The 23,203-nt window shown below is 62.1% G+C and carries 19 protein-coding genes; 15 read left to right on the forward strand and 4 right to left on the reverse strand.

Going from position 1 to position 23,203, the window contains the following annotated elements; all coding sequences use genetic code 11:
• The first annotated feature begins 38 nt into the window (after window positions 1-38).
• The 4 genes from yajC to J3A64_RS05270 all read left to right on the forward strand — a co-directional run bounded on the left by yajC (window position 39) and on the right by J3A64_RS05270 (window position 5,833).
• Window positions 39-422 carry a preprotein translocase subunit YajC gene (gene yajC / locus J3A64_RS05255; RefSeq protein ID WP_024816850.1) on the forward strand — a complete coding sequence of 128 codons (384 nt, stop codon included), beginning with the start codon at window positions 39-41 and terminating at the stop codon, window positions 420-422.
• Between the two features lie 114 nt (window positions 423-536).
• Entirely contained in the window at window positions 537-2,288 is a 1,752-nt protein-coding gene (secD, locus tag J3A64_RS05260) for a protein translocase subunit SecD (RefSeq protein ID WP_011774978.1), read from the forward strand.
• Window positions 2,288-3,277 (forward strand): protein translocase subunit SecF, encoded by a 990-nt coding sequence (gene secF, locus J3A64_RS05265; RefSeq protein ID WP_014921986.1) that lies wholly within the window; start codon window positions 2,288-2,290, stop codon window positions 3,275-3,277. Before secD ends, secF begins: the two co-directional genes overlap by 1 nt.
• 162 nt (window positions 3,278-3,439) lie before the next feature.
• Window positions 3,440-5,833: a bifunctional (p)ppGpp synthetase/guanosine-3',5'-bis(diphosphate) 3'-pyrophosphohydrolase gene (locus J3A64_RS05270; RefSeq protein WP_014921985.1), complete on the forward strand. Its 2,394-nt coding sequence runs from the start codon at window positions 3,440-3,442 to the stop codon at window positions 5,831-5,833.
• A gap of 48 nt (window positions 5,834-5,881) precedes the next feature.
• Here J3A64_RS05270 and J3A64_RS05275 read toward each other — a convergent pair whose 3' ends face one another.
• From J3A64_RS05275 to J3A64_RS05285, 3 genes are all read right to left on the reverse strand, one after another.
• Window positions 5,882-6,478: a hypothetical protein gene (locus J3A64_RS05275; RefSeq protein WP_210063757.1), complete on the reverse strand. Its 597-nt coding sequence runs from the start codon at window positions 6,476-6,478 to the stop codon at window positions 5,882-5,884.
• A gap of 103 nt (window positions 6,479-6,581) precedes the next feature.
• Window positions 6,582-8,123: a DUF349 domain-containing protein gene (locus J3A64_RS05280; RefSeq protein ID WP_011774975.1), complete on the reverse strand. Its 1,542-nt coding sequence runs from the start codon at window positions 8,121-8,123 to the stop codon at window positions 6,582-6,584.
• A 66-nt stretch (window positions 8,124-8,189) separates the two neighbouring features.
• Window positions 8,190-8,984 (reverse strand): peptidylprolyl isomerase, encoded by a 795-nt coding sequence (locus tag J3A64_RS05285; RefSeq protein ID WP_193352618.1) that lies wholly within the window; start codon window positions 8,982-8,984, stop codon window positions 8,190-8,192.
• 208 nt (window positions 8,985-9,192) lie between these two features.
• Between J3A64_RS05285 and hisS the strand changes: the two genes are divergently transcribed.
• The 3 genes from hisS to J3A64_RS05300 all read left to right on the forward strand — a co-directional run bounded on the left by hisS (window position 9,193) and on the right by J3A64_RS05300 (window position 13,354).
• A complete protein-coding gene (hisS, locus tag J3A64_RS05290) occupies window positions 9,193-10,542 on the forward strand; it encodes a histidine--tRNA ligase (protein WP_210063758.1) in 1,350 nt (449 codons plus the stop codon).
• A gap of 110 nt (window positions 10,543-10,652) precedes the next feature.
• Window positions 10,653-12,446 carry an aspartate--tRNA ligase gene (gene aspS / locus J3A64_RS05295; RefSeq protein WP_187329877.1) on the forward strand — a complete coding sequence of 598 codons (1,794 nt, stop codon included), beginning with the start codon at window positions 10,653-10,655 and terminating at the stop codon, window positions 12,444-12,446.
• 95 nt (window positions 12,447-12,541) lie between these two features.
• Window positions 12,542-13,354 carry a GNAT family N-acetyltransferase gene (locus J3A64_RS05300; RefSeq protein WP_210063759.1) on the forward strand — a complete coding sequence of 271 codons (813 nt, stop codon included), beginning with the start codon at window positions 12,542-12,544 and terminating at the stop codon, window positions 13,352-13,354.
• Here the strand turns inward: J3A64_RS05300 and J3A64_RS05305 are convergent.
• On the reverse strand, window positions 13,351-13,950 hold the full coding sequence (locus J3A64_RS05305; protein WP_011774970.1) for a Vms1/Ankzf1 family peptidyl-tRNA hydrolase: 600 nt from the start codon (window positions 13,948-13,950) through the stop codon (window positions 13,351-13,353). The genes J3A64_RS05300 and J3A64_RS05305 overlap by 4 nt on opposite strands.
• A 41-nt stretch (window positions 13,951-13,991) precedes the next feature.
• Here J3A64_RS05305 and J3A64_RS05310 point away from each other — a divergent pair, with 41 nt between their 5' ends.
• From J3A64_RS05310 to J3A64_RS05345, 8 genes are all read left to right on the forward strand, one after another.
• A complete protein-coding gene (locus tag J3A64_RS05310; protein WP_210063760.1) occupies window positions 13,992-15,485 on the forward strand; it encodes a replication-associated recombination protein A in 1,494 nt (497 codons plus the stop codon).
• Window positions 15,486-15,689: 204 nt separating this feature from the next.
• Window positions 15,690-16,310, forward strand: coding sequence for a 30S ribosomal protein S4 (gene rpsD, locus J3A64_RS05315; RefSeq protein WP_011774968.1), 621 nt, complete (start codon window positions 15,690-15,692; stop codon window positions 16,308-16,310).
• 158 nt (window positions 16,311-16,468) lie between these two features.
• Window positions 16,469-16,843 carry a DUF948 domain-containing protein gene (locus tag J3A64_RS05320; RefSeq protein ID WP_011774967.1) on the forward strand — a complete coding sequence of 125 codons (375 nt, stop codon included), beginning with the start codon at window positions 16,469-16,471 and terminating at the stop codon, window positions 16,841-16,843.
• 68 nt (window positions 16,844-16,911) lie between these two features.
• Window positions 16,912-17,142, forward strand: a complete 231-nt coding sequence (locus tag J3A64_RS05325; RefSeq protein WP_011774966.1) for a hypothetical protein — start codon at window positions 16,912-16,914, stop codon at window positions 17,140-17,142.
• A gap of 116 nt (window positions 17,143-17,258) precedes the next feature.
• Window positions 17,259-19,937, forward strand: a complete 2,679-nt coding sequence (gene alaS, locus J3A64_RS05330; protein ID WP_043470321.1) for an alanine--tRNA ligase — start codon at window positions 17,259-17,261, stop codon at window positions 19,935-19,937.
• 2 nt (window positions 19,938-19,939) lie between these two features.
• The gene (gene ruvX / locus J3A64_RS05335; protein WP_210063761.1) at window positions 19,940-20,530 is read left to right on the forward strand and encodes a Holliday junction resolvase RuvX; all 591 of its coding nucleotides are present in this window, start codon (window positions 19,940-19,942) and stop codon (window positions 20,528-20,530) included.
• Window positions 20,527-22,332, forward strand: a complete 1,806-nt coding sequence (gene mltG, locus J3A64_RS05340; RefSeq protein ID WP_210063762.1) for an endolytic transglycosylase MltG — start codon at window positions 20,527-20,529, stop codon at window positions 22,330-22,332. The genes ruvX and mltG overlap by 4 nt, the downstream gene beginning before the upstream one ends.
• A complete protein-coding gene (locus J3A64_RS05345) occupies window positions 22,329-23,183 on the forward strand; it encodes a shikimate dehydrogenase (protein WP_014921977.1) in 855 nt (284 codons plus the stop codon). The genes mltG and J3A64_RS05345 overlap by 4 nt, the downstream gene beginning before the upstream one ends.
• Window positions 23,184-23,203: the final 20 nt, after the last annotated feature.

The following is a 23,203-nucleotide window of genomic DNA, read 5'->3' on the forward strand; positions in this document are numbered from 1 at the left end:
AAAACGTAAGTACAGAACGGAACTTCCCTGTGGATCCAATGACCATATTGCTGTTCGTCATGCTTGGACTCTTTGTCTTCATGATGTTCCGCCGCAACAAGAAGACCCAGCAGCAGCAGGCTGAAATGCAGTCCAAGTTCGCTCCGGGTGTCGACGTCATGACCAGCTTCGGTCTCTTTGGCCGCATCGTGTCCATCGACGAAGCTGAGAACAAGGTTGTCATCGAGCTTTCGCCGGGCAACCAGGCTACGGTTCACCGCCAGGCAGTCACCAAGGTGGTCGAAACCACCCCCGAAGAAGCGCCGGTTGTTCCGGACGACGCTTCTTCCCTGACCGCCGCGCAGACTGAAGCTCCTGCCGCCGTCGAGACCCCGGAAGAAACCATCGCGCGCCTCAACAAAGAGGACAAGAAGGACAACTAGCACCGTTAGTCGCGGCGACACCGCGCAAGGCAACTTCTACGGCAGCGGAGAGCCGCCGGCAGACGCTCACAAGCGTCGGCCGGCGGCTGTCCGGCGATAACAGGAAGATCGATAATGGCACGGACCGGCCCCAAAAACTCAGCCCGCAGGGTGCTGACCTGGCTTGGAGCAATTTTCGTTGTACTAACAGCTGTCCTGGCTGGTGGAGTAGTAACTGGCAATGCCAGTTGGGCTCCCAAGCTTGCTCTGGACCTTGAAGGCGGAACCCAGATGATCTTGGCCCCCAGGGTGGAGGGTTCCAGCGAGATCAATGAAGAGCAGCTCAACCAGGCAGTTGCCATCATCCGGCAGCGAGTTGACGGCTCGGGTGTTGCCGAAGCCGAAATCAGCACCCAGTCGGGCCGCAACGTGGTGGTCAGCCTCCCGGGAACACCTTCCAAGGAAACCCGCGACCTGATTCAGGCTTCTGCCGACATGAACTTCCGGCCGGTGATCACCTACGGTGACCCGGCGGCTGTCCCGGCCGAGCAGCGCACTCCGGATGACCAGCTGCCCAAGCCCACCGCGGAGCCGGCCAACGCCAGCGACATCAACTGGGTAACGGCGGATATCGTCAAGGAATTCGAGGCGCTGGACTGCGTGAATCCCTCCCCGGAGAAGCGCGAGCGTTCGGATCCTGCCAAGCCGTTGGTAACCTGCGAGGCAGCCACCGCCCAGACTCCCGCGATCAAGTACATCCTTGGTCCGGTGGAAGTCAGGGGCCAGGACATCAGTGATTCCACCTTCTCCCAGGTCCAGGGCGCACAGGGCTCCGTGACCAATTCCTGGGGTGTGAACATCGTCTTCAACGCGGATGCAACGGCGAAGTTCAAGGCAGTCACAGAGCGGCTCAACCAGTTCTATGCTGCAGCACAATTGCAGGGTTCTGATGATCCCAAGTCCCAGTTCGCGATCGTCCTTGACGACAAAGTAATTTCGGCGCCGCGCGCCCTTGCTGTCATCACCGATGGAAAGCCGCAGATCACGGGCAACTTCACCCAGGCTTCCGCCAAGGCCCTGTCTGACCAGTTGCGCTACGGCGCCTTGCCCATCAGCTTCGAGATCCAATCGCAGGAGCAGATCTCTGCCACCCTGGGTGGCGACCAGCTTCGCCTTGGTCTGCTCGCAGGCATGATCGGTTTGTTGCTGGTAGTTGTGTACTCGCTGTTCCAGTACCGTGCCTTGGGTCTTGTCACCATCGCTTCCCTTGTGGTGGCGGGTGTCTTGACCTATCTGGCCATCGCCATCCTTGGATGGACGGAAAACTACCGTCTCTCCCTGGCAGGCGTAGCAGGTCTGATCGTGGCCATTGGCCAGACTGCGGACTCTTTCATTGTCTACTTCGAACGCATCAGGGATGAGCTGCGCGAGGGCCGTGGACTCGTTTCCGCGGTGGAGAATGGATGGAAGCGCGCCAAGCGAACGGTGCTGGCTTCCAAGGCGGTCAATCTCCTGGCCGCAGTTGTCCTCTACTTCGTGGCTGTGGGCAACGTCCGTGGCTTCGCGTTCACGCTCGGCTTGACGGCAGTTGCCGACCTCATTGTGGTGTTCATGTTTACGCACCCCACGCTGCAGCTCCTGGCGCGCACTAAGTTCTTCGGCGAAGGTCACAGGTTCTCCGGGCTTTCCCCTGACCGTTTGGGCGCAGTTCCCCTGTACCGGGGGGCGGGGCGCCTCCGTACGCCTGAGGAAAAGCCTGCCGTGGTTCGCGCACGCAACACCGGTGCCGCAGCCGAAGCCGAACGACGCATGACCATCGCCGAGAGGCGCCTTGCCGAGAAGGGCCAGCTCACTGGTACTTCCAACGGCACCAAGGAGGAGAAGTAATGACGACGAGCTTCGCAACCTTCGGCCATGAGCTCTATACGGGCAAGCGCTCATACAACTTCGTAAATTCGAAGAAGATCTGGTTCATCATTGCGGCCGTCGCCGTAGCCCTCTCTATCCTCATCCCGGTGGCCAAGGGTGGTTTCAACCTTGGCATTGAGTTCCGTGGCGGCTCGGAGTTCACCGTTTCCAACGTGAGCACCACCGACGCGAGCCTCGGCGAAAAGGCCGTGCACGACGTCGTTCCCGGCGCCATTCCGCGCGTCGCGAACGTTGCCGGCAACACCATGCGGATCCAGACGGACCAGTTGACCGACGACGAGACGAACCGCATCAAGGACGGCCTCACCAGCGCCTACGGAGTCACGGAAAACGAAGTGACCTCCAACTTCGTGGGACCCACCTGGGGCCAGGATGTCACCCGACAGGCGCTCATCGGCTTGGTGGTGTTCGTTGGTTTGGCGGCTGTCTTGATGGCCCTGTACTTCAGGACCTGGAAGATGTCGTTGTCGGCGTTGGTGGGCATGTTGGTCACCATGTTTATTACAGCGGGCATCTACGCCCTCAGTGACTTCGAAGTCACGCCGTCGGCGATTATCGGATTCCTGACGGTCCTCAGCTACTCGCTGTACGACACCGTGGTGGTGTTCGACAAGATTCGTGAAAACACGGCGGATATCACCACGTCCACCCGCCGCACGTTCGGTGAAGAAGTCAACCTGGCGATCAACCAAACTCTGGTCCGCTCCATCAACACCATGATGGTGGCCGTCCTCCCGGTAGCAGCAATCCTGTTTATCGGTGCAGGCCTCCTGGGCGCTGGCACGCTGCGGGACCTTTCCCTGGCGTTGTTCGTGGGCATCATCATTGGTACGGCTGCCACGATCTTCATTGCGGCGCCTCTGTACGCGTGGCTGCGCCAAGGTGAGCCGGAACTCGTGAAGCAAGCCAAAAAGGTTGCGCACCGCAGGACTGAAGCCACAGTCTAGGGCCTGTTCAGCCCCGTTGTTTCGCCGGAAGCCGGCCTCCGCATCAGGGCGGAGGCCGGCTTCTTGACTTGCTTGAGTCATTGTCATGTGCTGCCCGGTTGCAGAAGCATTCACCTACGGGAATAGACTGGGAGAATTAAATCGGTTGTGAGGGGTACTTCTGTGGAAGAACGTGCGACGTCGGCACCACCGGCGGGCGGGGATGACGGCCGCAAGGCTGTGGCAGTTCCGGCAACGAGTGTGCCGGGACGGACTGCAGCTGCGGTGCCGGTTGATTCTCCCGGCGTGCGTCCCACCTTCCCGGGACGGCGGGAACGCACACGTTCACGCCTGGCCCGCCTGACCGGACGGGGCATCGCCCCCTACTCGCCCATCCTGGAACCCCTGCTGCGGACCGTCCGGGCGAACAATCCCAAAGAGGACTTCGATCTGATCCAACGCGCTTTCGCGGTGGCAGAGCAGAGCCACCAGGGACAAAAGCGCAAGAGCGGTGATCCGTACATCACCCACCCGGTGGCCGTGGCCACCATCCTGGCTGAGCTCGGCATGACCGGGACAACCCTGGCGGCAGCGTTGCTTCACGACACCGTGGAGGACACCCCGTACACGCTGGCTGACCTGACGCGCGACTTCGGCCCTGAAGTTGCCATGTTGGTGGACGGCGTCACCAAGCTGGATAAAGTCAGTTTTGGTGAGGCTGCCCAGTCGGAAACCGTCCGCAAGATGGTCGTCGCGATGGCCAAGGACATCCGTGTCCTGATGATCAAGCTGGCGGACCGTCTCCACAATGCACGCACCTGGCGATTCGTTTCCGCGGAGTCGTCATCGCGCAAGGCCCGCGAAACACTGGAGATCTTCGCACCCCTGGCCCATCGCCTGGGCATGAATACCATCAAGTGGGAATTGGAAGATCTTTCCTTCGCTGCGCTGTACCCCAAGGTGTATGAGGAAATCGTACGCATGGTGGGAGACCGGACGCCGGAGCGGGAAAAGAGCCTCAGCGTCATCCGTAACCAGATAGCGGATGACTTGCGGACGGCACGCATCAAGGCGACCATCACGGGCCGTCCGAAGCACTACTACTCGATTTACCAGAAGATGATCGTCCGGGATAAGGACTTCGACGACATCAACGACCTCATGGGTGTGCGCGTCCTGGTGGATTCTGTGCGTGACTGTTACGCGGCCCTCGGGACGCTGCATTCGCGGTGGAACCCCCTTCCGGGACGGTTCAAGGATTACATCGCCATGCCCAAGTTCAACATGTACCAATCACTGCACACCACCGTGATTGGGCCCGGCGGCAAGCCCGTGGAGATCCAGATCCGTACCCACGAGATGCATCGTCGGGCAGAGTATGGCGTGGCAGCGCACTGGAAGTACAAAGACCAGCCCAACCGGACCGCGCAAGGACCGGGCAGCCCGCGCGACGGCGACATGGGCTGGCTGCGGTCGCTGGTGGACTGGCAGCAGGAGACCTCCGATCCCGGAGAGTTCCTGGATTCGCTTCGATATGAGATTAATGCCCGGGAAGTTTTCGTTTTCACCCCTAAGGGTGAAGTCATGGCCCTTCCAGCAGGATCAACACCTGTGGACTTCGCGTATGCCGTGCACACGGAGGTTGGCCACCGAACCATCGGTGCCCGAGTCAACGGCAAGTTGGTTCCGCTTAACAGCGAACTCAATCATGGCGACTGGGTGGAGATCTTCACGTCTAAGGCGGAAGGCGCCGGTCCCAGCCAGGATTGGCAGCACTTCGTCAAGTCGGCACGTGCTCGCAATAAGATCCGCCAATGGTTCACCAAGGAACGCCGCGAGGAAGCCATTGAGCGTGGCAAGGACATGCTGACCCGCGCCATGCGGAAGCAGAACCTGCCTCTGCAGCGCTTGATGACGCACGATGCTCTGTCCGCTGTGGCCGAGGACTTCCACTATGTAGACATCTCCGGGCTTTACGCAGGTGTGGGTGACGGGCACACGTCAGCTCAGTCCGTCATGGAAAAGCTCGTTGAGCATTTGGGCGGCCATGAAACGCCGGACGAAGACCTCGACGAAGTTAGTATTCCCACTCAGGTTGCGAAGTCGAAGTTCTCGGACTCAGGCGTCATCGTGCGAGGCGTGGGCGATGTGTGGGTCAAGCTGGCCCGCTGTTGCACGCCGGTGCCCCCGGACCCCATCCTGGGCTTCGTCACGCGTGGTTCAGGAGTTTCAGTCCACCGGACTGACTGCACGAATGTTTCCGGTCTGCGCGACCAGCCGGACAGAATCGTCGAAGTTGAATGGGCACCCACCCAGTCGAGTGTTTTCCTGGTGGAGATTCAGGTTGAAGCGTTGGACCGGAAGTCTCTTCTGTCCGATGTGACCCGCATCTTGTCCGAGAACCACGTGAACATCCTCGCCGCGTCGGTTCACACCTCGAGCGACAGGGTGGCGATCTCGAAGTTTGCCTTTGAGATGGGAGATCCGAAGTACCTGCACCACGTCTTGAACGCTGTACGACGCATTGACGGTGTCTTTGACGTTTATCGCACTACTGGTAACCGCCGCCGCAGCTAGCCCGGCTTCGGCTGGGCTGGCAGTGTCCCGGCTGGGCCGGCCGGGGCACTACCGGGCCAGTCTCGCTAAGGTTGCCAAGGCACGTTTTTTATGGGGGACTCGGGGGGCCGCCTCAACAGCCAGAGTCAGCAGACGGAGCCGGATGCCAAGCTCTTCGCGGTCCAGAAGACGCCTCAACGCCGGCAGAGCGCGATCGGCTTCGACGTGGAGGGCGATGTCGGCCGCGGTTCGGAGTGGGCTGCTCACCAGCATTCCTCCGAGGCTGACGACGTCCATTTGACCCAGACGGACCTCATGGAGACTGCAGGCCGTGGTTCCCCGCAAACTGGAGATGCGATGTTTTACATCAACCAGCAGTGACAGGTGGTCCGGTGGATTCGCGCAACCGTAGATCCACGCTGCTGTGAGCCGTCCCGCGACCACCTTGGTTCGGATTCGTTCCGGGACGGTCAGGGCCGCTGCGCGGGCCCTCAGGCGGTGGGTGACAGGTACGCCCGGGGAGGCGTAACTCTTGCCGTACAGGGGCAGCAGGATGCCATCGAACGCCATGCTCTGCAGTTCGTTCCAAGTGAAGATGCGGCTGGGGCAGTAAAGCTCGGATATGACAGGCTCCAGCAAGTGCGGTGCGTTTACAGTGGGGACCATTCATTGATCATTCCGCGCGGCTGCCCTACGAGTACAGGCTCCGTTCCGGTTATGTGGATAACCGGAACGAAGCCTGCAGGATAGTCCCTAAGCGCAGAATCCTCTACGCGAGGTCACTGGCGGAGCGCTGGATCTGGTCAAGCCATGCCTGACGTGCTTCCAGAGCTTCGCGGGCGGCCTTGATGCGGCGCTGGTCGCCTGCCTTCTCGGCCTTCTCCAGATCTTCTTTGAGGCCTGCAATAGCGGATTCGAGTTGTGACAACGCGCTGTTGGTGCGGGCCTTGGTTTCCGGGTTGCTCCGGCGCCACTTCTCTTCCTCAGCTTCACGGACCGCGTCTTCCACCTTGCGAAGGCCGGCTTCAATCCGGCCCATGTCCGCGCGGGGAACCTTGCCGGCATCTTCCCAACGGTCCCTGATGGACTGGAGGGCTTTCTTGGCGGCATTGAGATCGTTGATGGGGAGGAGCGCCTGCGCCTCAGCCACCAGCTGTTCCTTGACGGCCAGGTTCGCAGTGTATTCCTGGTCGATCTGGTCGTTGGCGGCCTGGCGGTTGCTGAAGAAGACGTCCTGAGCGGCGCGGAACCGGCCCCAGAGAGCGTCATCATCCTTGCGGCTTGCACGCGGAGTGGTCTTCCACTGGTCCATCAGCCTGCGGTACTCGCCGGCAGCGAATCCCCAGTCGGTAGACGTGGAAAGAGCCTCGGCCTCCGCAATCAAGGCCTCCTTGGCGGACTTTGCAGCGGAGTTGTTGCTGTCCAGCTGCGAGAAGTAAGCACGGCGGTGACGATCGAATACCGTCCGCGCTGAACGGAAGCGCTTCCACAGGGCGTCTTCGTTACTGCGGCCGAGCCTGACCCCGCTCTTCTGCGCGGCCTTCCACGTTTCAAACAACTCGTTCATGCGTGCGCTTGAGGTTTTCCACTGGATCTGCGCGGGGTCTTGGCCGGCAATGGTCTCAGCTTCGGCAACTATTGCTTCGCGGGCCGCGAGTTCGTTGGCCCGAATCGCGTCATGGGCAGCTTTCTCGGACTTTTCCAGTTCAACGATCTGCGCTGACAGGGCGTCCAGGCGAGCCTCAGCAGCACGGATGTCACCCACCATGTTGCGCTCAGCGAGCTGCTCACGCAGGTGAGTTACTGTCTTCTGCATGTCCGTGGCAGGAGCCTTGGATTCCACACGGTGTTCCAGGAGAACCACCTGAGCGATGACGTCGTCGAACTTGCGCGCGAAGTAGCCAAGGGCCTCGTCGGTGCTGACGCCCGGGTACTGACCAACAGCGATCTCTTCGCCGTCAAGCGTCAGGAAGACGTGGCCGTCACCTTCAGCGCGTCCCCACTTGGCCGCCTCGGCGAGCGAGGCAGCGGACACCGCCGGGGCAGCAGGAACGACGGCGGCGGGAGCCTTGGGGCGGGCCGCGAAGGCTGCGGGTGAGGGTGCTGCGGACGGCGTGGGCCGGGGAGCGGGCGGTGTTGCGGGCTCCGTGGCCGGCGCTTCCTCCGTTGTTTCCTCGGCAGCCGGAGCTGTTTCATTGGCCGGAGCAGCCTCTACGGGAGCTGGTGCCTCGGTACCGTTGGTGCCGGTTGCCTCGACTGCTTCTTCGTTGGCCACTACTGCTGTTTCGTCGGATTTCTGACTGTCTGTCACCGCTAAAAGTCTTTCGCTTGGAGGGAACTGCTCAGGTAATGCACCGCAGGCCGGGCCTGGAGCTGGTTACTTCAGAGAAAACGAGTCTATCGTGACAGGTGCCACAGGGGCGCCGTCGCTGGCATTATCGCCGGGTTTAAGGCCTGCTGCGGCGATCTTGGTGACGACGTCCAGCCCGCTGGTCACCTTGCCCACCACGGTGTATCCGCCGGCGGTATCAGCCGGAATGGTGGTGTCCTTGTAGACGATGAAGAACTGGTGGCCGTTGCCGTAGGCATTGTTCCCTGTGCGGGCCACCGCAATCGTCCCGGCGGGGTACTTGTTGTCCGCAGGCGTATTTTCCAGCGGCCCCCACCTGTAATCGGGGTCGTCTGCGCCGTCTTCGGACTTGGCGCCGCATTGGAGAAGTCCGAAAGTCTCTGACGTGGTCAATCGATGGCAGAACGCACCGTTGTAATAGCTTGCGTCGCTGAGGGACTTGAGCACGGCGGCGGCCTGTGGTGCCGCGGTCCCGTTCAGTTCCACGCCCACAACGCCGCTGTTCAACGCGAGCTCGCCTGTGAAGGTTTTTCCAGCGGCCGTGTCCGGGCTGGGTACGTCGGCGCTGTTGGAAGCTGCCGGAGAGGCGGAAGGCGAACTGAGCCCTGCCTCAGCGGCGGCGACCTCCGCCTCGGTGGGGTTGGAACTGAAGACCGTCAGCTGCAGTACGACGGCCAGGACAACTGCCACGGCAGCTGCACTCACGGCGAGGGTGTTATCACGTTTGCGTCGCTTGCCCTGTTCCTGCCGCAGGGCACGCTTGGCTTCCATCTGCCTGATGCGCCGTTTCGCTTCGCGGTCATCCCGCGATCTTGTTGCCAAGAGTCCTCCTGATTGTGTCCACTTTCGATGGCTGCCGACAGGAACCGGGCATGCTGCATTAGATGTGCACGCGCGGAAAGCATAAACTGGCTGCCGCACATAGTTTATGCATGACCGGCTGGACGCCCGCCCTGTAAACGCCGAAAGGGTGTTTAAAGCTGCGGTGCGATGCCAGAGCGTCAGCTTTCTTCGAGGAGACTTTTCCACCATGGCACGTACCGCCTCCCTGTCCGGATTCCCCGAGTGGCTTCCCCAGGAGCGGTTGGTGGAGCTCCATGTGCTGGATACGCTCCGGAAGACGTTTGAACTGCACGGCTTTTCTTCCATAGAGACCCGGGCGGTTGAAACAGTGGGCCAGTTGCTCCGCAAAGGCGAGATCGACAAAGAGGTCTATGGCCTGAGCAGGCTCCAGGATGATGAAGGGGAGGCTGCGAAATCGGACAAGGCCGATCCCAACGCCCTGGCCCTCCACTTCGACCTGACCGTTCCCTTCGCCCGCTACGTGGTGGAAAACGCCGGTTACCTGGCCTTTCCCTTCCGCCGGTACCAGATCCAGAAAGTCTGGCGTGGCGAGCGGCCGCAGGAAGGCCGTGCGCGTGAGTTCACCCAGGCTGACATCGATATTGTGGGCGACGGCGAACTTCCGTTCCGTTACGACGTCGAAATCGCGTTGGTCATTGCTGAGGCCCTCAGCGCCCTGCCGATCCCGGATTTCCGGCTCCGGATCAACAACCGCAAGCTGGCTGAAGGCTTCTACCGCGGCATCGGCCTGACGGACACGGCAGGGGTACTGCGCAGCATCGACAAACTGGAAAAGATCGGCGCCGCGAAGGTGGCCGAGCTTTTGAAGAGTGAGCTCGGTGCCACTGACGAACAAGCCGGTCTAGCCCTTGAACTGGCCACGATCCGTACGGAAGACACCTCATTCGTGGATCAGGTCCGCGCGCTCGGAGTGAAGGACGATCTCCTCGACGAGGGCCTGAACGAACTGGAGCAGGTCATTCAGGCTGCAGTTCAGCGCGCTCCCGGTAAGGTCGTTGCGGACCTGAGCATCGCCCGCGGTCTGGACTACTACACGGGAACTGTTGTGGAGACGGTGCTTGTGGGCCACGAGCAGCTGGGTTCCATTTGCTCAGGCGGCCGCTACGACGCACTGGCGAGCAAGGGCAACCGTAGGTTCCCCGGCGTCGGCCTTTCCATCGGGGTGACGCGCCTTGTCTCCCGTATCCTCAGCCAGGAACTTGTTAAAGCGTCGCGTTCCGTGCCCACGGCTGTGCTGGTGGCCCTGAACTTGGATGACAGCTGGTCAGCGGCGCAGGACATTGCAGCCCAGTTGCGGGGCAGGGGGATTGCCACGGAAGTTGCTGCCAAGGCCGAGAAGTTCGGTAAGCAGATCAAGTTCGCGGACCGTCGCGGCATTCCTTTCGTGTGGTTCACCGATGACGACGGCAAGCATCAGGTCAAGGACATCCGCTCAGGCGAACAGATTGACGCCGACCCCGCCAGCTGGACGCCCGATGAAGAGGATTTGTACGTCCGCATCACCGCCGCCGGCTAGGACCCAAGGATTGTTCCGTCCTCGTGGCGGGAGCCGTGGCCGGGACGGGTAAACTCGGACGGGATCGTCCTTGCAACGATCCCTCTATATTTCATGCTGAAAGGAATGCTGTGCTGCGCACACATGACCTCGGATCACTTCGCTCCGAGCACATTGGACAAACCGTTACCCTGGCCGGCTGGGTGGGGCGCCGCCGTGATCACGGTGGCGTTGCATTCGTTGACCTGCGTGATGCGTCCGGTGTAGCCCAGGTGGTTGTCCGTGAGGAAGAGGTCTTCCACGGCCTGCGGAACGAGTACGTCCTGCAGGTGACAGGTACTGTCAACAAGCGTCCTGAAGGCAATGAGAACCCGGCGTTGGCTACGGGTGAGATCGAGGTCATGGCGGACAAGGTGGTCATTCTCAACACCTCCGAACCCCTGCCGTTCCAGATCGACGAGCACGTGGAAGTTGGCGAGGAAGCCCGGCTCAAGCACCGTTACCTGGACCTCCGCCGCCCTGGTCCCGCGCGCAACATGCGTCTGCGCTCGGAGGCAAACCGTGTGGCACGCGAACTTCTGCACCAGCGCGGCTACGTGGAAATCGAGACCCCCACGCTGACGCGTTCGACGCCGGAAGGCGCCCGTGACTTCGTTGTCCCGGCACGTCTTGCCCCGGGTTCCTGGTATGCGCTGCCGCAGTCGCCGCAGCTTTTCAAGCAGCTGCTCCAGGTGGGCGGCTTTGAAAAGTACTACCAAATTGCCCGCTGCTACCGCGACGAGGACTTCCGCGCGGACCGCCAGCCGGAATTCACGCAGCTGGACATCGAAGCCAGCTTCGTGGACCAGGACGACGTCATCGAACTCGGCGAGGCAATCGTCAAGGCATTGTGGCAGTTGATCGACGTGGAGATTCCCACGCCGATCCGCCGCATGACGTACCTGGATGCCATGGCCAAGTACGGCTCGGACAAGCCAGATCTGCGTTTCGGCGTTGAACTGACCGAGCTCACCGAGTTCTTCAAGGACACCAACTTCGGTGTCTTCAAGGCGCCGTATGTCGGCGCCGTGGTGATGCCCGGTGGTGCTTCCCAGCCGCGGCGCACCTTGGACGGTTGGCAGGAATTCGCCAAGCAGCGCGGTCACAAGGGTCTCGCCTACGTCCTCTTCAAGGAAGACGGCGAATTGGCTGGCCCGGTAGCCAAGAACCTTACCGATGCCGAGCGCGAAGGTCTGGCGGACGCCGTTGGCGCCAAGCCCGGCGATTGCATCTTCTTCGCCGCCGGCGAGAAGTCCGCAGCCCGCGCCCTGCTCGGTGCTGCCCGCGTTGAAATCGGGCACCGCACAGGGCTGATCGATCCGAAGGACTGGGCTTTCGTCTGGATCGTGGACGCTCCCATGTTCGAGCCCGCCGCCGCGGCTGTCGCCTCCGGTGATGTTGCAGTGGGCGCAGGACAGTGGACAGCTGTGCACCACGCCTTTACCTCGCCCAAGCCTGAGTTCCTGGACACCTTTGATAAGGACCCGGAGTCCGCGCTCTCCTACGCCTACGACATCGTTTGCAACGGCAACGAGATCGGCGGCGGTTCCATCCGTATCCATGAGCGCGAAGTGCAGGAGCGCGTCTTCCAGCTCATGGGCCTGGACAAGGAAGACGCTGAAACCAAGTTTGGCTTCCTCCTGGAAGGCTTCAAGTACGGCGCACCTCCGCACGGTGGAATGGCCTTGGGCTGGGACCGTGTGGTTGCTTTGCTCGCGGGCGTCGAGTCCATCCGCGACGTCATTGCTTTCCCGAAGTCGGGCAACGGCTACGACCCCCTGACTGCTGCGCCGGCACCGATCACACCGCAGCAGCGCAAGGAAGCGGGCGTCGACTTCAAACCGGAGTCCAAGCCCGCAGCCAAGCCGGACACGAAGTCCGAGTAAGCGGTAGCCAAAGGCTCTCCACCACGGTGGGGGGCCTTTGGCGTTCCCGCCGCGGACTCCGGCCAACCACTCCCGCCAACGAAAGGTGCAGCAGAATGCTGGATCAAGCATTCCTGGAATCGCTCATGGACAGGGCCTGGCCTGCGCTTGAGCGTGAAGACCTTGACCTTGAAGACCTTGACCCCGGAAATACGGGTGGGTGGGTCCTCCGCGCTTCGGAGGGAGTGACGCAGAGGGCAAATTCCGTGTGGCCAAGGAACCTGGATGGCGGGTCGATGGGAAATCCGGACATGTCCCGGTCCATTCGTGCAGCAGCGGAGTGGTACCGCCTTCGTCGTCTGCCCTTGATCTTCCAAGTGTTCGGTGACTCCCGCAGCGCCGCTCTTAACGCCGTCCTGGATACCCAACGTTTCACGAGGCAATCCGAAACAAGGATCATGGTCCGCGGTGTGGATGAGCTGCCGGTGGGCGCTTCGGGCCGGCACGTTGACATATCTGATGAGCCCTCCGACGAATGGCTTCGCATGTGGTGGTCCGTCGACGGCCGTGGCGGGGACGCCGAACTGTCGGTCGCTCACAAGATTCTCCTCGCCTGCCCGGCGCTGTACGCAACGGTGAGGGACGACGACGGCGTCCCGGCCGCCGTCGGACGTCTCGCCTTAGTGGACGGTTGGGGAGGCATCTACAGTATGGCGACGTCGGCTGGGCACCGCAGGCGCGGATTCGGGACCAAGGTGCTGGACGCGTTGTTGAATGCCGGAGCCGAACGGAATCTGCAGGGTTTCTGGCTGCTGGTTACTGAGGCCAATCGCGGTGCGCAGTCACTCTACTCACAGGCCGGGTTCACGGACTACGGAAGCTACTTGTACCGGCAGGCGCCGTTGCGGCGGGCGTCCAGCGGCTGCTAAGCGGGTGGATCGGTCACTGTAATTCGCACGGAGCAGGCGTCGGTAGCCGCCTTCGCCAACACAGCAGTCCTGGGCTCTTGGATATCCAGGAAAGCGAGGCGAGTACGTCCTGATATCGCTTTGAGTAGTGAATGGGCAAGGACCTGATCCACCAAGGCACGGTCGCCACCCGGGACGATGTACTCGATGCGGTGTTCGTTGAAGATCCGTGAGGCATGTTCTGCCGTGGCCTTGGCGTCGACGAAGCGGTTGCCACTCTTCGAAGCGAGGATCGCGGATCCGCTGGCGGCGGCTATGGCGTAGCCTCCCCTGCGAACCAGCAGCAGGCCCAGCCCCCGCTCCTGGTGAGCAAGCGATATCAGGCGGTCCAGTTCAGTCCCTCCCCGGCCCGGACGTCCGTCCGACGGCCATGGGGCTTTCAACAGGGCAGTCGCCCCATCGGCTGCGCGCAGGAGCAGCCCATCCCCGTCGAAGTCTTCGACAACGGCACCATGGCTCGCCGCAAAGCGGTCCACCCATCCCTGCAACCGGGTCGCGGGCACCAAAGCGGTCCGGCTGCCTGAACGCTGGTGCGGGGCAGATGCTTGGCGATCCACGTCAATGTCTCCTTTGCTGGAACTATGAGTAGCCTATCCATGTGGAAGATCTCTTTGGTGCGGGTGCAGTTGACGACGATGAGTCGGAGGATCTGCCTGCTTCAGGGGGTCCCTCCGATGCTCACTGGATGGCTTCCCGGCGTAGTCCGCTGGCGGTCAGGATGCGCCCCCGGTCGCTGGACGAGGTAGTAGGGCAGCAGCATCTGCTGGGGCAAGGTTCGCCGCTTCGGCAGCTGGCAGCCGGTGCCGATGCTGCCGGTCCGGCGGGTCCCAGCTCGGTGATCCTTTGGGGTCCGCCGGGAACAGGGAAAACGACGCTGGCGCATGTGATCGCTCGCGGACCCGGACGGAAGTTCGTTGAGCTGTCCGCCATCACCGCCGGCGTCAAGGATGTTCGTCGGGTCATGGACGAGGCTTTGACTGCCCGCGACCTGTACAAGAAGACCACTGTCCTTTTCCTTGACGAGATCCATCGCTTCAACAAGGCCCAACAGGATGCACTGCTGCCCGGCGTCGAGAACCGCTGGGTGGTGTTGGTGGCGGCCACCACGGAAAACCCGTCATTCTCCGTAGTCTCGCCGCTCCTGTCCCGTTCGCTGCTCCTCACGCTGAAGCCGCTCACGGATGACGACATTTCGGGTTTGCTGCAACGAGCTGTGGTCGACGCCCGTGGCCTCGCCGGCCGCGTGGAGCTCAGCCCGGAGGCACTGGACCACCTGGTCCGGCTATCCGGAGGCGATGCCCGACGGGCGCTGACCGCATTGGAGGCGGCCGCCGGTGTCGCGTTCGGTGACTCCACCGCCGTCGATGTTCCCGACACCGCGACGGGGCCTGAAGAGGAAGGCGAAACCGCCGACGCCGAACCCGGACTCGCGAACGACGGCCCGCCCGACGCACCGGTCATGGTGGAACTCCGCCACACGGAACGTGCGTTGGATGCGGCGGCCGTCCGCTACGACCGCGCCGGCGACCAGCACTATGATGTGGCCAGTGCGTTCATCAAGTCCATCCGGGGCTCGGACGTGGACGCTGCCCTGCACTATTTGGCACGCATGCTTGAAGCCGGGGAGGACCCGAGGTTCGTTGCGCGGCGCATCGTGATCTCCGCAGCCGAAGACATCGGCATGGCTGACCCCACGGCGTTGCAAACCGCCGTGGCAGCGGCGCAGGCAGTGCAGTTGATTGGCATGCCGGAGGGCCGCATCGTGCTGGCCGAAGCCGTGGTCCATTTGGCCACTGCCCCCAAGTCCAACGCCGCCTACATGGGTTTGAACAAAGCGGTGGCCGATGTTCGTGCCGGATTCGGCGGCGGCATTCCCATGCATTTACGCGACGCCCATTACCCGGGTGCAAAGCAATTGGGCCATGGCAAGAGCTACAAGTACGCACACGACGAGCCGCATGGAGTGGCAACCCAGCAGTATCCGCCGGATGATCTGGTAGGTAAGGACTACTACGAGCCCACCAACAACGGAGCTGAACGGGATATTGCCGCCAGGCTGGAACGGCTCCGCAAGATCGTCCGGGGGGAGTAGCCGGCCGGATCAACCCAACTGCGGGCGGCCGCCCTGCCCGTGGTAGGATAATTGCTTGTCTGGCATGGCCCGACGCACAATCCCTTTGAGATTTCTTCAATAGTGCTGTGCGCCCGGGCTAGTAGCAAGAGGCAGCGGTTGGCCGATGCTCTCCCTGATGGAGGCCAGTAACACTGACACACCGCAGTAATTGGAAGGACACAAGTGGCTAACAACACTCGTGCTCGCCGTACCGCACGCCTTTCGCGTGCACTCGGCATTGCTCTGACCCCCAAGGCCGCCAAGTACATGGAGCGCCGTCCGTACGGCCCCGGCGAGCATGGCCGTGCCCGCAAGAAGCAGGACTCCGACTACGCCGTACGTCTGCGCGAAAAGCAGCGTCTGCGCGCCCAGTACGGCATCCGCGAAGCCCAGATGACCCGCGCCTTCGAAGAAGCCCGCCGCACCAAGGGCCTCACCGGTGAAAACCTGGTTGAGCTGCTCGAAATGCGTCTGGACGCCCTCGTGCTCCGTGCAGGTTTCGCCCGCACCATCGCACAGGCACGCCAGCTGGTTGTGCACCGCCACATCATGGTTGACGGCATCCGCGTGGACCGCCCGTCCTTCCGCGTTGGCGAAGGCCAGCTCATCCACGTTCACAGCCGCTCCGAGGTTATGCCCCCGTTCCAGGTGGCAGCCGCTGGCGCACACGTGCTCAATAACGTGCCGGCATACCTGGACGTCAAGATTGACGCCCTCCAGGCTCGCCTGGTTCGTCGCCCGAAGCGCTCCGAGGTCCCCGTGATCTGCGAAGAGCAGCTCGTCGTCGAATTCTACGCTCGCTAAATTCAAGCAGCGCATACAAAGAAGCCCGTGGCACAAGCCGCGGGCTTCTTTGTATGTAAGGTACCGGGCCAAAGTAGGTAAGGTACTTGGGGAGGCCTTGACCGAAGCCGTGAACCGGCTGGTGCGAGGCAGCGAAACGATCCAAGGAGAAGAGTTCTATGTCTGGTGGCGACATCGCCGGCCTCATCGCAGCAGGAGTCTTCGCGCTCCTCGTCCTGCTTTTGGCCGTGCCCATCTTGAAGCTTGGCGGCGTTTTTGACGAGGTGCGGACCTCCATCCGTTCCATCAGCGACGGCGCCACGCCCCTGATGGATGAAGTGACCGCAACGGTCACCACCACCAACCAGCAACTGAAGAAGGTTGACGGCATCGCCTCCAACGTCTCCGATGCATCGGCCAACATCTCCGCGTTGTCGTCGCTCGTTGCAGCCACGGTTGGTTCGCCGCTGATCAAGGTGGCTGCCTTCAGCTATGGCGTCCGTTCGGCTTTCGCTGGACGCCGCGCCCCTTCATCCGGCCGCCGCAGCCGCTGATTACGCAGCAGCTGAACTACACAGTCGCTGAACTACACAGTCGCTGAACTACAGGGAGACCAAACCTCATGAAGAGAATTGTGTGGATGGGCATAGGCGTCGCCATTGGCGTCATTGCCTTCCGTAAAATCACCGAGGCCCAAGCCAACCTTGGGCCGGAGGGCCTGAACCGCGCTGTCGGCCGGATGGCGGATGGACTGTTCGACTTTGCCGACGCCGTGCGGACGGGGATGCACCAACGCGAGGAAGATTTACGGGCAGCATTGGGAATCGACGACGCCGGAGCCGTTCGGCGCTAGGGGGGAGCGGTTCGCCCCCACGCCCTCAACAGGGCAGAATGGAAAGCTGCGGAACGGCACCAGCCGGAACCGCGCACATCGTGTGCAGTGAATTGAGAAGGGTAAGTAATCAGCTAATGAAGTCGCAGGAGATCACCAAGCGCTGGGTGGACTTTTTTGTCAACAAGGGCCACACCGCCGTTCCCTCCGCGTCGCTCGTTTCCAGCGACCCGTCGCTTCTCTTCACTGTGGCCGGAATGGTGCCGTTCATTCCCTATTTGACCGCGCGCGAAGAGCCTCCCTACAGCCGTGCAACGAGCGTCCAGAAGTGCATCCGCACCGGTGACATAGAGGAAGTCGGGAAGACCGCACGCCACGGCACGTTCTTCCAGATGTGCGGCAACTTCTCCTTTGGCGACTACTTCAAGGAAGACGCCATCAAGTTCGCTTTCGAGCTGCTCACCACCAGTGTTGACGACGGCGGCTACGGGCTTCCGGCCGAACGTCTTTGGGTGACTGTCTACGAAGAGGACGACGAAGCCAAGGAGCTGTGGCTCAAGAACACCGGAATTCCGGCAGAGCGCATCCAACGCATGGGCAAGGCCGACAACTACTGGTCCACTGGCCAGCCCGGACCCGCCGGACCCTGCTCGGAGATCTACTACGACCGCGGCCCTGCTTACGGAATCGAAGGCGGCCCCCTGGCCGACGAGACCCGGTACATCGAAATCTGGAACCTCGTGTTCATGCAGTACCAGATCGAGAACGTCCGCTCCAAGGTGGACTTCGACATCGTGGGTGAACTGCCGCAGAAGAACATCGACACCGGCCTGGGCATGGAACGTCTCGCGATGATCCTCCAGGGCGTCGAAAACATGTACGAGACCGATCAGGTACGCCCGGTGATCGACAAAGCCGCTGAATTGTCCGGCCGCGAGTACACCTCGGCTGAATCGCCGGAAGACCCGCACCACACGGACGATGTCCGCATGCGCGTCGTCGGCGACCATATTCGCTCTGCTTTGATGCTCATCGCTGATGGCGTAGCACCGTCCAATGAGGGCCGTGGCTACGTGCTGCGTCGACTTATTCGGCGCGCCGTTCGGGCAATGCGCCTGCTCGGCGTCGAAAAGGCTTGCCTGCCGGACCTGCTTCCCGCCTCCCGTGACGCCATGAAGGGCGTTTACCCGGTAGTGGAGACTGACTTCGCACGGATCAGCCGCATTGCTTACGCCGAAGAAAAAGCATTCCTGCGCACTATTGCTTCCGGTACGGCCCGCCTGGAGGACGCGGTAGCGGAGTCCAAGGCGGCCGGCGTTCCGCTGTCCGGCGCGGATGCCTTTGCTTTGCACGATACCTACGGCTTCCCGATTGACCTGACCCTGGAGATGGCAGAAGAAGCTGGCCTGCAGGTGGACGAAGCGGGCTTCCGTGCGCTCATGCTCGAGCAGCGCCAGCGTGCCCAGGCTGATGCCAAGGGCAAGAAAGGTGGCCACGCTGACCTCAGCGCCTACCAGGAGCTCCTCGGCAAGGGCGAGACCGTCTTCACCGGATACGACGAGTTGGAGGGCGAGGCAAAGGTCCGCGGCATCGTCAGCGGTGGCCGTGCGGTAGCGCATGCCTCCACCGGCGACGAGATTGAGCTGGTCCTCAACGAAACCCCGTTCTACGCAGAAGCAGGCGGTCAGTCAGCTGACACCGGCCTCATTACCGGTGACGGCTTCGTTGTCGAGGTCCTGGACGTTCAGCGCCCCATCAAGGGCCTCAGCGTTCACAAGGCAATCGTCCGCGAAGGTGAGATCGGCTCCGACGCGCTGGTGCGTGCCGCCGTCGACCGTGAACGTCGCCATGCTGCCGAGCAGGCCCACACCGGCACGCACATTGTGCATGCCGCGTTGCACCAGATCCTCGGCCCGGAAGCTACCCAGCGCGGTTCGTACAACAAGGCCGGATACCTTCGCTTCGACTTCGCCTGGGGCGAGGGTTTGAGCACAGCCACGAGGTCCGAAATCGAAGAGGTCTCCAACATCGCCATCCGGAACAACTTCCGGGTGGACACCAAGGTGATGGGGCTCGCTGAAGCCAAGGCGCTGGGCGCCATGGCTTTGTTCGGTGAAAACTACGGCAGCGAAGTTCGCGTAGTGGAGATCGATGGCGCGTGGTCCCGCGAGTTGTGCGGTGGCACCCACGTTTCCAACACCTCCCTGATCGGCAGCCTTTCCCTGCTGGGCGAACAGTCCGTTGGCTCAGGAAACCGCCGCGTTGAAGCCTTTGTTGGCTTGGACGCATTCCGTCACCTGGCAGCAGAGCGCGCCCTGGTTTCCGAGCTTACGGAGCTTTTGAAGGTTCCTTCCGGACAACTTGCTGACCGCATCTCCAGCACTTTGAACAAGCTCAAGGCCACGGAGAAGGAACTTGACCGCCTCCGCAAGGAGCAGCTTGCTGCAGCTGCTGCCAACTTGGTGGGTACAGCGAAGGATGCTGCTGGTGTTCGGGTTGTCGCCCACGATGCCGGTCAGGTGGGTGGGGCTGACGATCTGCGTAACCTTGCCCTCGACCTGCGTAATCGCTTGGGCTCTGAAGCCTCCACTGTTGCTGTTGCGGGTGTCAGCAATGACCGACCTGTCATTCTGATCGCCACCAACGAGGCCGCTCGCGAAGCGGGCGTCAAGGCCGGCGCGCTGGTCCGCTTGGCGGCGGGCATCCTCGGCGGCGGCGGTGGCGGCAAGGACGACGTCGCCCAAGGCGGCGGCACCGACGCTGGGAAGGTCTCCGAGGCCCTCACAGCGGTGGTGGATGCGATAGCCAAGCGCTGACGGTGGCTTCCAGTACTCACAGTGGCGTCTACCCCCACGGTATAAAGCTGGGGGTAGACGTCGGTACCGTCCGGGTAGGCCTGGCCGTCAGTGATCCCGACGGGATTTTGGCGACGCCGTTGAAGACTATCGGGCGGGACAGCAAGAAGAACTCCGATGTGCGCGTACTGGTCAAGCACGCCGCGGATTTGCCGGCGGTCCAGATTTTCGTGGGTCTTCCCCGCACCATGAAAGGCGAGGAGCGCGCGTCTGCGCAAATGGCCATGGACTATGCGGACCTCCTTGTAAGCGAGCTTCTGCGTGTCGGTTTGGACGTTCCCGTAAACCTCGTGGATGAGCGACTTTCAACCGTTACGGCACACCGCAACCTGCACCAAGCTGGCATGAGCAGCAAGAACCACCGTAAAGTGGTTGATCAGGTTGCCGCTGCTGGAATACTGCAGCACGCAATCGACATGCAAAAAGCCAGAGGAACGGACGTTGGCCGCCGAGTGCAGGCACCGGTGCAGTCCGAAAAACCCAGCAGTGCCCCAACACTGCGGGCTGCCTCCGGCCTTGAAACCGATTCTTCTAAGAGGGGACTGCAACTGTGAGCCCGGTCAACAACGACCCCTCCAGCGGTACCGCCGGCGGCGGTATGTCGCTGACCCGCAAAGAGCTGCGGGCGCGTGAACGATTCCTCGCCACGCAGAACCACAATGTGGTGCCCGTTCCCGAAGCGACTCCCGGAGAGGCGGCTCCCTCAGCAGACGTTGAGCCGGAACTGCCGCGACCCGTCCCGGCTGTTCAACCCACCCCGGTGACGCCCCCCACTCCTGTGGCGCCCCCAACTCCCGTGGCGCCGCCAACTCCCGTTGCACCCCCGGCAGCCGCGGCAGCCGCGGCCGAAACCCAGCACGTGGCCGCCCCGCAGCCAGAGGCACCTCTCGAAGAGGCGGCCGACGCCACAACTCACGCGGCTGAGGCGCATGGTGGGCCGGAAGGCCACCACCAGGAAGTCCACCAAGACGAAGCAGACTTCCACGAAGACCATGAGTATGACGAGCTTGCTCGCGGTGAGGTTCAGGACGGTAATGTTCAGGACGATCCCGCCCAGCGTGATCACCACCTGCACGATCACGCCCTGCACGATCACGCCCTGCACGGTGACATCGAACACGAAGCTGTTTTAGTAGGACACCCCGAGGCTCACGCCGACGACCACGAGTACGCGGCTTACGATGCCCACTACGAGCCCGGCATCCATGAAGAACTTCACGGTGACGTTCATCTCCATGATGACCACCACCATGACCTCATTGCCGCTGTAGCCAGTCCAGCGTCCAAGGCCGCCGCGAAGAAGGCCCGCCGCCGTCGTCGTGTATTGGCCCTTCTGATCACGCTGGGTGTCTTCGTTGCCGCCATCGCCATAGGTGCGCAGTTCCTGAAGCCCTTGCTGGGCATGGACAGGGTTACCGACTTTCCGGGCCCGGGAACGGGCTCGGTCACCATTACTGTTCCTGAGGGATCCGGTCCCAAAGCCGTGGCAAACGACCTCGTGCAAAAGCGCGTGGTTGCCGACTCCGACGCTTTTGTGGAGGCATTCCTGAGCGAGGGCGGGGAGCTCTCTCCCGGGGACTTCACGTTCCGTACGGAGATGAAGAACTCCGACGCCGTGGCTGTGCTGGTGAACAAGGACGCATCCAAGGTCATGTACTTCGCCCTGAGCGCAGGTCTGCGTATCAACGAATCGCTGGAGGCCATCTCCAAGGGCTCGGGCATACCCATGCAACAGCTCAATGCCCTCAACCAAGCGCCGGGTCAATTCGGAGTGCCTGCCAAGGCCAAGAACCTGGAGGGCTTCCTGGCGCCGGGGGAGTACCGCTTTGAACTCGGTACATCCGCCAAGGACATCATCCAGAAGCTGGTGAACACTACCCTTGATGAACTCAAAGCCCAGGGAGTAACGGACCCGGCCAAGCAGTACGACACTGTAACCATTGCCAGCATCGTCCAGGCTGAAGGCGGCCAGGCAGACTACGGAAACGTGGCCGGCGCCATTTACAACAGGCTCAAACCCAACAACGTTGAGACCAGCGGCCTCATCCAGTCCGACGCCACTGTGACGTACGGGCTGGGGAAGAAGTCCTTCCACCTCACGGAGGAAGAAAAGGCGGACAAGTCCAACGCGTACAACACCTACGCCAACGTTGGGCTGCCGGTGGGACCCATCGGTTCTCCAGGTAAGACTGCCATTGATGCTGCAGCAAAGCCGACGCCGAACGAATACCTCTACTGGGTGACCATCAACCTGGACACCAAGGAGACCCGGTTCTCCAAGACACTGGCCGAGCACAACACCTACGTTGAGCAGTACAATGCGTGGTGCCAGGCTAACGCAGGACGGTGTGTGTGAGTCGTCGTGCCGCAGTTCTGGGGCATCCGATCTCACATTCGAAGTCTCCGGCCCTGCACTCTGCTGCCTATGCCACGTTGGGCGTGGACATCGAATACTCGGCGATTGACGTCACTGTTGAAAGGCTCCCAGGGTTCATGGAGTCACTTCGCGGTGATGACACCTGGTGCGGCCTCTCGGTGACCATGCCGCTGAAATCGGCCATGATCAGCCAAGTGGACGAAGTTCGCGGAGCCGGCGCCCACTTGGGCGTCATCAACACTGTTGTTTTCGAGCGCGACGGCGCACAGGTGCGCCGGGTGGGTTACAACACTGATGTGGCCGGCATCGTCGAGGCGGTCCGCTACGCGGGCGTGGTTGCAGCACCCCACGCAGCCATCCTTGGTGGCGGCGGGACATCGGCTGCGGCCGTCGCAGCTGTAAAGGAACTCGGTGCCCGTCACGTCGATGTTTTCGTTCGCGACGCCGGACGTGCCGGTGATGCGCAAGCCGCAGCGGCCGCCGTCGGACTTTCCCTCGCCGTCCGGCCGTTGACCGAAGCAGCGTCCGCTGTGGCCGGAATGAATCTGGTGATCTCCACATTTCCGCCGCGTGCCGCTGATCCGTTGGCTGAGGAGCTTGCAGCTTTGCCGCGAACCGGGGGCGGCGTCCTGCTGGATGTCGCCTACGATCCTTGGCCCAGCCGCTTGGCGGAAGTGTGGCAAGGCCACGGGGGAGCGGTAGTCCCTGGCCTGGAGATGCTGATGTATCAGGCGGCCGAGCAGATCAGGCGCTTCAGCGGCTGTGACGTGGATGCCGCCGTCATAGATGTGATGTGCGACTCAGTCGGGCTTCCCCGGCGAGTGTTCTAGAAGCCTTACATGGCAGGATT

Origin of the sequence: Pseudarthrobacter sp. PvP004, from assembly GCF_017876035.1 — a bacterium.
Classification (GTDB): domain Bacteria; phylum Actinomycetota; class Actinomycetes; order Actinomycetales; family Micrococcaceae; genus Arthrobacter; species Arthrobacter aurescens_A.